Source organism: Actinokineospora sp. PR83 (genome assembly GCF_021056305.1).
GTDB classification, from domain to species: domain Bacteria; phylum Actinomycetota; class Actinomycetes; order Mycobacteriales; family Pseudonocardiaceae; genus Actinokineospora; species Actinokineospora spheciospongiae.
The window spans coordinates 108,233-120,755 of the sequence record NZ_JAJCXD010000035.1 but is presented as its reverse complement, the minus strand read 5'-3'; the positions used below and the strand labels follow the sequence as shown (position 1 = coordinate 120,755).

Here is a 12,523-nt window from a genome sequence, read left to right as displayed (position 1 = left end):
GGTTGAACCAGCCGAAAGGCTAGTGACCCGACCGCGCGGCACCCGGTGGGCTCGTGTTCCGCGGAGGGGCGACCCCTGCGCGTTCCGGGGCGGCGGTGACGGTGGCGGATCGGTGGACGTGACCGTGCCCCGGTGATCCCGCGCGCGCTCGGCTGCCGGAGCCGCGCGGCCACAATTACCCGATCGAGGAGCCCGGGAACCCGATCGGCCGTTGTCCGGCCACTCCCGGCGGCAGCATCCTGTGTGCCGTCCGCCAACCGATCGCGTACGGAGGCCCCATGCCGGTCAACGACCTGCTCAAAGCCAAGATCAACCGGGGGTTCGACCACCTGGACGTCGACGGGGACGGCCTGCTCACCGAGCAGGACCACGTCCTGATGGGGAAGCGGGCCGCGGAAGCCCGCGGGCTCGCCCCCGATTCGCCGCAGGCGCAGGGGATCGTCGACGCCTACCTGAGGGTGTGGCGCGACCTGCACCTGCCGCACATCCCCGACGGGGGAACCTCGATCTCGCGGGAGCAGTTCCTCGCCTCAACCGGTTCGCTCGCCGACGACCCGGAGGCCGCGCAGGCGAGCGTGGGCGCGTTGGCCGAGGCGTTCCTCGCCGTCGCCGACATCGACTCCGACGGCCGGGTGAGCCCCGCCGAGTTCCTCCTGTTCCAGCGCGGGCACTTCCCCGGTCTCTCCGAGGCCGAGGCCACCGAGGCGTTCGAGCACCTCGACGTCGACGGCGACGGCCACCTCACCGCCGAGGAGTTCACCCGCGCCTGCGTGGAGTTCTGGTCCAGCACCGACCCGGACGCCCCGGGCAACTGGAGCATGGGCAGGCCCCCGAGCTGATCCGCCGCGAGCGGTTCCGGCCGGGCCCGGGCCCCCGGGGTCCGCGCCCGGCCGGGCGGGTCAGACGAAGGCGCCCATGCCGGTGATCGCCCGGCCCACGATGAGCTGGTTGATCTCGCGGGTGCCCTCGTAGGAGTAGAGCGCCTCCGCGTCGGCGAAGAAGCGGGCCACGTTGTTGGTGAGCAGGATCCCGTTGCCGCCCAGCACTTCCCGGGCCAGTGCCACGGTTTCCCGCATCCGGGTGGTCACCACGGACTTCACCAGGGCGGAGTGCTCGTCCTTGTTGACGCCGTGGTCCTGCAACTGGGCCAGGCTGACCACGAGGGCCAGCGAGGAGGTGACGTTGCCGACCATGGTGGCCAGGTGGTCCTGGATGAGCTGGAACTTGGCGATCGGGCGGCCGAACTGGACCCGCTCGGTGGCGTAGGCCAGGGCCAGCTCGTAGGCGGCCATCATGCAGCCGACCGCGCCCCAGGCGACACCGCCGCGGGTCAGCCGCAGCACGTCGCTGGTGTCGCGGAAGCTCTCGGCGCGCTGCAACCGGTCCCGCTCGGCGACGCGGCAGTCGCTCAGCACGATGTCGGCGTTCTGCACGGTGCGCAGCGCCACCTTGTCCTCGATCTTGGTGGCGTGGAAGCCGGGCGTGCCCTTCGCCACGACGAACCCCTTGACGTGGTGGTCGGCCTCGTCGCGGGCCCAGACCACGACGAGGTCGGCGAAGGTGGCGTTGCCGATCCACCGCTTCTCCCCGTTGAGCACCCACTCGTCGCCCTCGCGGCGGGCCGTGGTCTCCAGACCGCCCGCCACGTCGGAACCGCCGTGCGGTTCGGTGAGCGCGAAGGCCCCGATCTTCTCCATCCGCGCCATCGCGGGCAGCCAGCGCTCGCGCTGCTCGTCGGAGCCGCACCGGTTGATGCTGCCCATCGCCAGACCGGTGTGCACGCCGTAGAAGGTGTTGATCGACGGGTCGGCCCGGCTGATCTCCAGCGCGAGGAAGCCGCTGAGCAGCCGGGTGCCGTGGTGCGCGGCCAGCCCCTCGTACCGCAGGCCCGCGATGTCCAGGGCGCGCAGGCCGTCGAGGATCTGGAACGGGAACTCCGCGCGGGACCAGTAGTCGTTGGCGATCGGCTCCACCTCGGCGCGCAGGAACTCCCGCACCCGCACGACGATGTCGCGCTCGTCCTCCGCGAGCAGGTTCTCGAAGCCGAAGAAGTCACCGGTCAGCGTCTCGAAGTGCCGGTCGCCGCTGCGGGGGAAGGTGCTCGTGCTGCTCTGCACGGCGCTCATGGTGTTCCTCTCGGTCAGGTGTCGGCCCGCGCCTGCGCGCGGGCGTTGAGGACGGCGATCTCCTGCAGGTCCCTGGCACGGGTCAGGTCCGCGTAGTCGTGCCCGGCGTAGGCGCCCTCGGTGGCCTCGACGAGCCGCGCGATGACCTCGTCGGTGAGTTCCGGGGTGCCGAGGTCGCGCCAGCGGCGGGCCATGCCGGGGCCCAGGTGCTCCAGGAAGTGCCGGAAACCGCCGGGGCCACCACCGAGGTGGTAGCTCAGGAACGGGCCGCCGGTGGCCCAGCGCGGCCCCACCGACTCGGTGACCACCGTGTCCAGTTCGGCCGGGGTGACCACGCCGCGCAGCACCAGGTCGACGGCCTCGCGGAACATGGCCGACTGCAAGCGGTTGGCGACGAACCCGGGGGTCTCCTTGCGCACGTGCACGGGGACCTTGCCCAGGTCCCGGTACACGGCCATGGCCCGCTCGACGGTGTCCGGGGAGGTCCGGCGACCCGCCACGACCTCCACCAGCGGCAGCAGGTGCGGCGGGTTGAACGGGTGGGCCACCACCACGCGCGCGGCGGCGCCGTCGTCGAGGTGTTCGGCGATGTCGCTGGGTTGCAGGCCCGAGGTGGAGGAGGCGAGCAGTGCGCCCGTCGGGGCGGCTGCGGCGAGGTCGGCGAACAGCCGCTGCTTGAACCCCAGGTCCTCCGGGCCGTTCTCCTGCACCAGGTCCGCTGTGCCCACCGCCGCGCCCAGCTCGGTGTGCACCCGCACCCGGCGTTCGAGTACTTCGACCGCCACCGGTTCCAGCAGGGTCGGGGCGAACTGGCGCAGGCCCCCGGCCACCGCTTCCCCCAGGTCGGGCCGCGGGTCCTGGATGTGCACCGACCAACCGTGCGCGGCGAACAGCACGGCCCAGGACAGCCCGATGGTGCCCGCACCGATCACCGCGACCGTGCCGGGGGAGTCGGTGCTCACAGGTCCTCCAGGTAGTCGTGAACCGGGTGCACCGGTTCCAGGGTCAGGTCGGTGCGCACGTGCGACGCGGCCACGACCTCCCGCACCGGCAGGTCGGCCAGCGGTGCCAGGACGTGCTCGAACAGGTGCAGCCGGGCCGGACCGGACCAGGCCTCGTGCACGACGATGTCGGTGATCCGGGTGCGCACCAGGTCGCACACCTGCGGCCGGGGGCCGTAGCCCTGCACGATCTTGACCATGAACGTGGGCACGGTGATCTGCGCTCCGGCCTCGGCCAGGTCCATCGGCCGGTGCTTGTAGGCCATCGTCGCGGCGGCGACCCGCAGCGACCCGACGTCCAGGGTGCCGACGAGCGCGCCCTCCTCGACCCGCAGCGCGGGCTTGCCCGGCCCCTTCGGGTAGGCGCTGCTCTCGCGGCCCGCCGCGGTGCCCGCGAAGCTGTCGAGGTACATCGCGTGCAGGTACTCGCCGCGCTCGCCGTCGAAGGACACCGGGATCGCCTGCCCGCACTCGGTGTACGGCCCGAAACCCGGGACGTCGCCCATGCGCATGACCTCGAACCGCACCAGGTCGTCCTCGACCTCCAGCGGCTCGGGCACGACCCGCCGCAGCGCCTCCGGGTCGGTGCGGTAGACGACGTTGAGGTACTCGCGGTCGGTGAACCTGCGGCGGACCCGCGCGTAGGGCGGCGCGGTGAGCGGGGTGGTGCCCGCCGCCACGATGTCCGCGGCCCTGAGCCGCCCGGTGCTCACGCGCCGGTCCCCGGCGTGCCGACCACGGACTTGGCCACCAGGTCGGCGATGGTCGCGGCGTCGTAGCCGAGTTCGGTGAGCAGTTCGGTGGTGTGCTGGCCGAGCGCCGGGGTGTGGCTGCGGATCGTCGGCGGTGTCCCGGAGAACGCCAGCGGGTTGCCGACCACGCGGTAGGTCCCCTCGGTCGGGTGCTCGGCCACCGACAGCAGGCCGCCGTCGGTGAAGTACGGGTCCTCGGCGGCGTGGTCGAGGTCGAGCACGGGGGAGAAGGGGATGCTGTTGTCGGCGCAGATCCGCGCCCACTCCGCCGTGGTCCGCTCCGGCGAGAGCTGTTCGATCAGCTCGTAGAGGTCGGAGTAGTGCTTGGCGAGCTGCCCGGAGGTGGCGAACCGCTCGTCCCCGGCGAGGTCGGGCCGGTCGATCGCGGTGAAGAAGGTGCGGATGTCGCGGGGGGTGTACGGGATGATGCACGCCCACCCGTCCGCGGTGGGCATCGCGCGGTGGCCCGCGGACAGCGAGCGCGGGAACCCCACCGGTCCGGCGGGCGGCTCGAAGGTCTGCCCGGCCAGGTGCTCCACCAGGTTGAACGCGAGCATGGTGTCGGTCATCGGCACCTCGACGTGCTGGCCCTGGCCGGTGGCGCGCTGGTGGATCACCGCGATCAGCGCGGCGTAGACGATGGTCAGCGCGCACACCTTGTCCGCCAGGATGGTCGGCACGTAGGTGGGCGTCCCGGTGGCCCGGCGCATCAGGTCGGCCAGGCCGGACCCGGACTGCACGATCTCGTCGTAGGCCGCGTGGTCGGCCCGGTCGGAGTCACTGCGGAAACCCTGGGCGGAGCAGTACACCAACCTCGGGTTGACCGCGGCGAGCGACTCGTAGTCCAACCCCAGCCGCCGCAGCCCGCCCGGCCGGGTGTTGGTGATCAGCACGTCGGCGCTGCGCACCAGGTCCAGGAACACCTCCCGGCCCTCGGCGGACTTGAGGTCCAGCGACAGGCTGCGCTTGTTCCGGTTGACGTTGAGGGCCAGCGCGCCCATGCCCTCGTGCCGCTGCGGGTGGGTGAAGCGCGTCATGTCCCCTGCCGGTGGCTCGACCTTGATCACGTCGGCGCCGAAGTCGCCGAGGATCTGCGCCGCGTACGGCCCCATCACCACGGCCGCCATGTCGATCACCCGGATGCCCCGCAGGGCCGCGGTGGGCTCCGCTGCGCTCATGTGTCGGTCCCTCTTCCCTCACCGTCGGTGTTCCACCAGGCCTACCCGGCGCTTCGCGGATGACACATCGCCGGAGGTGTTTCACCTGACAGTCAGGTGTTTCCCCCTGCGGTGGTCGAAGCCCGGCGGGCAGTCCTGTTCGGAGCGGGGAGGCGGGTCAGAAGGCGGGTCAGAAGGCGTAGCGGACGCGCAGGTACGGGGCGCACTCGGCGACCAGGGCGAGGAACTGGTCGAGGAACTGGCGCTTGAGGCCCGCCCGGTAGCGCACGTTCGCGGCCCCGTTCTCGCTGCGCTTGGGCTCTTGCAGGCGCGGCTGCCACAGCAGGTCCTCCGCGCGCGGGTGCCAGGCGAGGTTCACCTGGTGCAGGGCCAGGTTGTGGGTGAGCATGATGACCTCGGCGGCGAGCTGGGCCTTCGTGGCGGGGGAGGTGGTCTCGCCCACGGCGGTGAGCAGCTCGCGCCAGTCGGCGAGCCAGTTGTCGTGCACGACGACGGGGCTGAGGTTGAGGTGGACCTCGTAGCCCGCCGCGACGAAGTCGTCGATGGCGGCCAGCCGCTCGGGGACCGGGGTGGTGCGGATGTCGAGCAGCTTCGCCGTGGCCTCGGGCATCAGGGAGAAGCGGACGCGGGTGCGGCCCGCCGGGTCCCAGTCGAGCAGGTCGCGGTTGACGTACTTGGTGGCGAAGGACGCCTTGGCGGTCGGCTGGGTGCGGAAGAGCGCGACCAGGTCGCGGACGTTGTCGCTGACCAGGGCGTCGGCCGAGCAGTCGGAGTTCTCGCCGATGTCGTAGACCCAGGCGTGCGGGTCGCACTGGTCCGGGGCGGGCTTGGGGCCCTGGCGGGCGATGTGCCGGGCCAGGTAGCCGGTGATCTGCTCGATGTTGGCGAAGACGGTGATCGGGTTGGAGTAGCCCTTGCGGCGGGGCACGTAGCAGTACGCGCAGGCCATGGCGCACCCGTTGGCCGTCGACGGGGCGATGAAGTCGGCGGAGCGGCCGTTGGGGCGGGCGGCGAGGGACTTCTTGACCCCCAGCACCAGCGCCTCCCGCTTGATCCGCACCCAGCGCCGGGCGTTGGCCTCGTCGCCGTGCAGCTCCGGGATGCGCCAGTGGCTCTCGACCTCCACGCGCTCGGCGTCGGGGAAGCGCTCCAGCACGGCCCGGCCGCGCGGCAGTTCGGCGGCGGCGGGTTCCACGTAGATGCGGGTCGGGCTGAGCAGGGGCGCGGTCACGGTTCCAGTATCCGGGGTGGACGGACATTCCGGGCGGTGACCGCGACGCCCTCTCAGGTGCGGCGCAGGACCACCAGGGCGATGTCGTCGTCCTTGTCCCGGCCGAAGGTGGCCAGGAGGCGGCGGCAGACGGCCTCCGGTTGCTCGCCGGGGTCCATGGACGCGCGGAGGGTCTCCAGGTCGTCGTCGAGCGGGACGGCCCGGCGCTCGACCAGCCCGTCGGTCATCAGCACGATCGTCGAGCCCCGGGGGAAGGCGATGGTGGTGGCCTCGGGCCGGGGGACGTCGATGCCGAGGATCGCGCCGGGCAGCGGCAGGTAGGCGGCGTGCTCGTCGTTGATGAGCAGGGGCGGGATGTGCCCCGCGTTGGCGATGGTGGCGGTGTCCGCCGCCAGGTCCAGCAGGATCAGGCACAGGGTGGTCAGGCCGGTGGGGTGGAAGCGGCAGACCATCGCGTTGAGCAGGGCGATGATCTCGGTGGGGGTGTGGCCCTCGATGGCGTAGGCGCGCAGGGCGTGCCGGACCTCGCCCATCACCGTCGCCGCCTCGATCGAGTGGCCGGTGACGTCGCCGATGGCCACCAGCACCCCGGTGTCGAGTTCGGTGACCTCGTAGAAGTCGCCGCCGACCTGGGCGACGCTGGAGGCGGGGACGTAGCGGGCGGCCATGGTGAGGCCGGGCACCACCGGCAGGCGGCTCGGCAGCAGGCTGCGCTGCAGCGACAGGGCGATGTCGTGCTCGTCGGTGAAGGCGAGCAGGCCGCGGGCGGCGACGGCGGTGGTCTGGCCGAGCTGGATCAGCAGGTCGCGGTCCTCGCCGGTGGCGACGGCCGCCGCGGGCAGGGCCACGCAGGTGGTCGGGTGCTCGGGGGCGGTGCGCACGACCGCGGCGGTGACCTCCGCCGCGGGCCACTGCTCGCCGGGGTCGGTGAAGGTGACCAGTTGCACGGTGCGGGCGGGGTCCAGTGCGGACTGCGGCGGCCCCGGGGTGGCCCGCCACTGCGGCACCAGCGGGTCGGGGTGCTCGGCGCGGGTGGTGACCGGCCCGTCCGGCCCGCCGCCGCAACCCCACAGGTGCGCGCCGCTGGGCAGCATGACCAGGACCGTCACCGGCTGGCCCAGGACCGCCGTCGCCCCGCGCACCGCGGCGGCGAGCAGGGTGGGGAAGGTGCGGGCGGTGTTGATCTCCAACCCGGCCTCGGTGAGCCTGCTCAGCCTGCCCGCCAGGTTCTCCGCCGCCGCGCGGGCCCGGTAGTAGCGCAGCGCCGCCTTGACCGTGGCCTGCAACTCGCCGGGGTCGATCGGTTCGCTGAGGTAGGCGTCGGCGCCCCGGGTCAGGCCGGTGGCGCGGTCGCCTGCCTCGACGTGGCTCGCCGACACGTGCACCACCGGGATCGCCGCGGTGGCCGCGTCGCCCTTGAGCACCTCGCACACGTCGAAGCCGCTCATGTCCGGCAGGTTCACGTCCAGGATCACCAGGTCGACGACCTCGCCGCGGACGGTGTCCAGGGCGGCGCGGCCGGTGGCAGCCTCCAGCACCTCGTGCCCGGCGCGGCGCAGCCAGCCACCGGTGATGTAGCGGTTGGCCTCGGTGTCGTCGACCACCAGGATGCGCGCGGGGGCGTCCGGGTCGACGCGGTTCACAGTGGTCACAGGTCCGCCAGTGCTCGCCGGATCGCCTCCCGGACCGAGTCCGTCGAGAGGCGGGACTTGTGCAGCGTGGCCACCGGTGCCTCCCCGCCGTCGTCAGACGGTACCGCTTCCGCCGCGGACAGCGCCACGACCGCGATCCCCGCCGCGACCAGCGCCTCCAGCAGGGTGTCGGCCTCGGCGGGCTCCAGGTCGAGCACCACCAGCCCGGGTCGGTCGGAGGTGACCGCGGCGGTCAGGTCGGCGGGGGCGACCGGGACGCAGGGGCCGTCGCTCAGCGCCGCCACGACGGTGGTCAGGCGACCGCGCAGGGTGTCGTCCTCGGTGACCACCAGCACCGTGCCCACGTCGGGCAGCGGCTCCGGGCTGGGCAGCCGCACGGTCACCTCGGTGCCCACGCCCACCTGGCTGGTCAGCTCCAGCGAGCCGCCGAGCACCTGCGCCAGGGTGCGCGCGTACGGCAGGCCGAGGCCGGTGCCGGGGCTGCGCGCCTGCAACGGGTTGGGCACCTGGTGGAACTCCTCGAAGACGTGGTCGAGGTGCTCGGCGTCGATGCCGATGCCGGTGTCGGTGACCAGGAACACCCAGTCGCCGTCCGCGTCGACCTCGGCCGAGACCCGGACGCTGCCCCGCTCGGTGAACTTGAGGCTGTTGGAGACCAGGTTGCGCAGGATGTGGGCGAGCAGCTTCTCGTCGGTCACCAGCGTCGCCGCGGGTGCCTCGACGAAGACCAGGTCGACCCCGGAGGTGGCGGTGGTGGCCACGAACATGTCCTGCACCTGCGCGAACAGCAGCCGCAGGTCGACCGGTGCGAGGACCGGGACCAGCCTGCCGGACTCGGCCTTGGCCACGTCGAGCAGCTCGTTGACCAGCGCCAGCAGCCCCGCCCCGGAGCGCTCGACCAGTTCGAGCTGGCGGCGCTGGTCGTCGGTCAGCGGGTCGGCGCCGGGGCCCAGCAGCAGCCGGGCCAGGCCGACGATGGCGTTGACCGGGGTGCGCACCTCGTGGCTGACGTTGGACCAGAACCGGTTCTTCGCCGTGCTGGCCCGGTTCAGCTCGATCGTCTTGTTGTCCAGCTCGGCGTAGAGGGCGACGACACCGCGGTTGGTCTCCTCCAGCTCCTCGGTGAGCTGGCTGTAGAGCGCCATCACGCCGCGGTTGGTCTCCTCCAACTCCTCGTTGAGCTGCACCAGCTCGCGGCGCTTGGCCTCCAGGGCGTCCAGCGTCGCCAGCAGTTCCTCGTTCTGCGTCTTCAACTCGTCGACGGCCTCCCGGCCGGTGAGCGCGCCGACCGCCTCCCGCAGGCGGGCCAACTGCTCGCCGCCGAGCACGGGCGCCCCCGGCGGCAGGTTCTTGGTGACGGTGATGGTCAGCACGAGGTCGACCTCCTCGGCCTCGAACTCGTCGAGCAGGCGCTGCGCGGTCTTCCACCCCGGCTGGTCGGCCTCGTCCCCCCTGGCCGCGGTCCGCAGCCGCACCCGGAGCGCGCGGTCGACCACCTCGAACTCCACCACCAGCGACGCCTCCCCGGTGAGCAGGATGCGACCGAGGTCGCTCAGCGCCGTGGCCACCCGGATCCGGTCCTGGAACTCCAGCCCCACCGCCTCCGCGACCTCCCGGCCGCACTGGCGCAACTGGAACACCGACTCCCCGCCCGACAGCGTCAGCCGCAGCAGGCCAACCGGCCGCCCACCTGCCGTCATGCCCGGTCCGCCCCGGCCACCAGCACGCTCGCGTCGTCGCGGCGCACCCCGGCGTCGCGCAGCAGGGTCAGCGCGACCACCAGCGGCGGGTGCGCGGTCAGGCCGGGACCCAGCTCCCACCGGTCGGTGAGCCCGTCGGAGTGCAGCACCACCACCGCGCCCGGCGGCAGCGGGTACTCGAACATCCGCACCGCCCTGGCCTGGTACCCGGCGATCCCGGGCAGCGACACCATGCCCCGCCTGCGCTCGGCCACCACCGACCCGCCGATGTTGCCCAGGCCCGCGTAGCGCACCACACCCCGCTCCGGGTCGAGCTCGGCGACGGCCACCGCCCCGCCCCGGCTGCCGGACATCGCCTCGTGCAGGCGGCGCACCATCGCGTCCGGCGCGGTCGGCGCCGAACCCAGGAACGCCCGCACCGCCAGGGCGGACGCGGTGGCCGCGAGCGGGCCGTGCCCGGACCCGTCGCACAGCAGCAGCCCGAGCCTGCCGCCGTCGCGGCGGACCGCGTAGGCGTCGCCGCAGACCTGCTCGCCGGTCATCGGCCTGGTCACCCCGGCGAACGACTCCCGCGGCGCCGGGCCGCGGCCCGGGGTGAACAGCGCGGTCAGGACCGTGCCGTCCGGGCCGGAGCGCACCGCGGTGGCGTCGGCGAGCCTGCGCACCGCGCCCAGCCCGATGCCCAGCGTGCCGGTGGTGGAGTGCCCGTCGAGGAAGGCCAGGTCGGTGCTCGACATCCCCGGCCCGTGGTCGACCGTGGCCACCTCGACCGACGCGGTGTCCCCGGTGCGCACCTCGCGCAGCAGCAGCGAGCCGCGGTCGGCGTGCTTGTGCAGGTTGGAGGCCAGCTCCATCGCCGCCAGCCCGACCTCGGCGGCCCGGCTCGCGGAGAACCCCAGCCGTTCGGCCAGGGCCGCCGCGGCCCGGCGCGCGGTGCCCGCGGTGGCCCGGTCGTCGATCCGGAACCAGGCGACCTCTTCGGTCACCGGGGGTTCGCCGGTCACCGCGACCACTTGACGATGGTCACCGTCGTACCCCGGCCGACCTCGGTGTCCAGGGTGAACTCGTCGACCAGCCTGCGGCTGCCGCTGAGCCCGAGGCCCATGCCCTTGCCGCTGGTCCAGCCCTCGGTCAGGGCCAGGTCGAGGTCGGGGATGCCCGGCCCCTCGTCGATGAACCTGGCGCGGATGCCGACCCGCCTGCCGTTGGTGGGCATGTCGATCACGACCCGCCCGCCGCCGCCGTAGGTCAGGGTGTTGCGGGCCAGTTCGCTGGCGGCGGTGACGACCTTCGTCTGGTCGACCAGCGACAGCTTGACCTCCTGCGCCTTGGTGCGCACCAGTTGCCTGATCCGCACGATGTCGTCGTCCGCACCGATCGGCAGCTCGATGGCCGCCGGGGCGCTCACGGGTCGACCGGCAGGTCGTCGTCGGCGTGGCCGAGGACGTCGGTGCGGGTGCCGCCGATCCGGCGCAGGATCGCCAGGCCCTTCTCCAGGTTGAGCGCGGTGCGCACGTTGCCCAGGGTCAGCCCCAGCTCCACCAGGGTGATCGCCACCGCCGGGCGCATGCCGACGACCACGGTGGTGGCGTCGAACAGCCGCGAGGTGGAGGCGATGGTGGCGAACATCCGGCCGATGAACGAGTCGACGATGTCGACCGCGGAGATGTCGATGACAACACCCCGGGCGCCGGTGTCGCAGATCCGCTCCGACAGGTCCTCCTGCAGCGCGAGTACGTCGCGGTCCTGCAGGTCGACCTGGATGGAGACCAGCAGCACGTCGCCGATCTTGAGGATGGGGATGCGCTCCACGTCAGCGCCCGGTCCGACCGCGCACCACGTCGACGCCCGAGCGCCGCAGCGCGTGCAGCAGCGCGTCGGCCAGGGAGGCCTTGGTGGTGATGTCGCCGAACTCGATGCCCAGCTCCACGATGGTCTGCGCGATGTGCGGGCGGATGCCGGAGATCGTGCACTCCGCGCCCATCAGCCGCGCCGCGGTGGCGGTCTTGAGCAGGTACTGCGCGACCTGGGTGTCGACAGCCAGGACGCCGGTGATGTCGATGATGGCGTGCTCGGCGCCGGTGCTGACCAGCGACTCCAGCAGCTTCTCCATGACCACCTGGGTGCGCCCGGAGTCCAGCGTCCCCACCAGCGGCACCGCCAGCACCCCGTCCCACAGCTTGACCACCGGCGTGGTCAGCTCCAGGAGCTGCGCGGCCTGCTCGTCGATGACCTCCTCGCGGGCCTTGGAGTAGGACTCGAACGTCCACAGCCCCAGCGCGTCGAGGAGCTGGGAGACGACCACCAGCTCGGCGATGCCCGCGCCCTCGTCGCCCTCGATCACCTCGAATACGGCCCGCTTGAGGGAGAAGACGCCGGTGGCGGTCTCGGTCGGGGTGAAGCCCGCCCGCGCCCGCCGCTTCGACAGCTCCGAGAGCAGCGCCCGCACCTCGGCGTACGCCTCGTCGTCGACGTCGCGGCTGCCGGTCTCGACGGCCGCCAGGAATGCCTCGAACAGCTCGCCCAGCTCGCGTTCCAACTCGGCGCGGCTCACCCGGCCGCGCAGCGGTGCGGCGGTCAGCTCGACCCAGCGCTCGGTGAGGGACCGCGCGGACGCCCGCAGCAGTCCCGGGATCCCGTCGTCGCGCCCTGCCGCAACCGTCATCAACGCCTCCTCGTGCCTGTCGACTCGCGGCAGCTTAGCCCCGCCCGCCGCGGTCGCCCCCGGTACCGCGCCCCTGTCCGCGCGGTGCCGGTCTCGGCGGTTCCACCGCGGTGCGGCGTCGGGGTGGCGCCCCTGCCGAGAGGTAGGGTGGGGTGTCCGGTATCAGCTCACACGGCGACTGCCACGCGCTTGTGCTGTTCACCCGATGTGCACCGTAG

12 protein-coding genes are annotated in these 12,523 nt (G+C 72.9%); 1 reads left to right on the top strand and 11 read right to left on the bottom strand.

From position 1 onward, the window contains the following. Positions 1-278 precede the first annotated feature (278 nt). Positions 279-839 carry an EF-hand domain-containing protein gene (locus L6E12_RS12260; protein ID WP_236228018.1) on the top strand — a complete coding sequence of 187 codons (561 nt, stop codon included), beginning with the start codon at positions 279-281 and terminating at the stop codon, positions 837-839. Positions 840-899: 60 nt separating this feature from the next. Here L6E12_RS12260 and L6E12_RS12255 read toward each other — a convergent pair whose 3' ends face one another. The 11 genes from L6E12_RS12255 to L6E12_RS12205 all read right to left on the bottom strand — a co-directional run bounded on the left by L6E12_RS12255 (position 900) and on the right by L6E12_RS12205 (position 12,305). Next, the gene (locus L6E12_RS12255; protein ID WP_374201863.1) at positions 900-2,126 is read right to left on the bottom strand and encodes an acyl-CoA dehydrogenase family protein; all 1,227 of its coding nucleotides are present in this window, start codon (positions 2,124-2,126) and stop codon (positions 900-902) included. A 14-nt stretch (positions 2,127-2,140) separates the two neighbouring features. Beyond that, positions 2,141-3,088, bottom strand: a complete 948-nt coding sequence (locus tag L6E12_RS12250) for a 3-hydroxyacyl-CoA dehydrogenase NAD-binding domain-containing protein (RefSeq protein WP_236228017.1) — start codon at positions 3,086-3,088, stop codon at positions 2,141-2,143. Next, positions 3,085-3,840 carry an acetoacetate decarboxylase gene (locus L6E12_RS12245; protein WP_236228016.1) on the bottom strand — a complete coding sequence of 252 codons (756 nt, stop codon included), beginning with the start codon at positions 3,838-3,840 and terminating at the stop codon, positions 3,085-3,087. Before L6E12_RS12245 ends, L6E12_RS12250 begins: the two co-directional genes overlap by 4 nt. After that, a complete protein-coding gene (locus tag L6E12_RS12240) occupies positions 3,837-5,057 on the bottom strand; it encodes a CaiB/BaiF CoA-transferase family protein (RefSeq protein ID WP_236228015.1) in 1,221 nt (406 codons plus the stop codon). Before L6E12_RS12240 ends, L6E12_RS12245 begins: the two co-directional genes overlap by 4 nt. Positions 5,058-5,226: 169 nt before the next feature. After that, positions 5,227-6,288, bottom strand: a complete 1,062-nt coding sequence (locus L6E12_RS12235; protein ID WP_236228014.1) for a spore photoproduct lyase family protein — start codon at positions 6,286-6,288, stop codon at positions 5,227-5,229. Between the two features lie 53 nt (positions 6,289-6,341). Continuing rightward, positions 6,342-7,940, bottom strand: a complete 1,599-nt coding sequence (locus L6E12_RS12230) for a fused response regulator/phosphatase (RefSeq protein ID WP_236228013.1) — start codon at positions 7,938-7,940, stop codon at positions 6,342-6,344. Next, positions 7,937-9,640 (bottom strand): ATP-binding protein, encoded by a 1,704-nt coding sequence (locus tag L6E12_RS12225; protein ID WP_236228012.1) that lies wholly within the window; start codon positions 9,638-9,640, stop codon positions 7,937-7,939. Before L6E12_RS12225 ends, L6E12_RS12230 begins: the two co-directional genes overlap by 4 nt. Next, positions 9,637-10,653: an ATP-binding protein gene (locus L6E12_RS35370; RefSeq protein ID WP_236228011.1), complete on the bottom strand. Its 1,017-nt coding sequence runs from the start codon at positions 10,651-10,653 to the stop codon at positions 9,637-9,639. Before L6E12_RS35370 ends, L6E12_RS12225 begins: the two co-directional genes overlap by 4 nt. Further along, complete coding sequence (locus L6E12_RS12215) at positions 10,641-11,048, bottom strand: anti-sigma regulatory factor (protein ID WP_236228010.1); 408 nt, start codon at positions 11,046-11,048, stop codon at positions 10,641-10,643. Before L6E12_RS12215 ends, L6E12_RS35370 begins: the two co-directional genes overlap by 13 nt. Further along, the gene (locus L6E12_RS12210) at positions 11,045-11,452 is read right to left on the bottom strand and encodes an STAS domain-containing protein (RefSeq protein ID WP_236228009.1); all 408 of its coding nucleotides are present in this window, start codon (positions 11,450-11,452) and stop codon (positions 11,045-11,047) included. Before L6E12_RS12210 ends, L6E12_RS12215 begins: the two co-directional genes overlap by 4 nt. A gap of 1 nt (position 11,453) precedes the next feature. After that, complete coding sequence (locus L6E12_RS12205) at positions 11,454-12,305, bottom strand: STAS domain-containing protein (RefSeq protein ID WP_236228008.1); 852 nt, start codon at positions 12,303-12,305, stop codon at positions 11,454-11,456. Between the last annotated feature and the right edge of the window lie 218 nt (positions 12,306-12,523).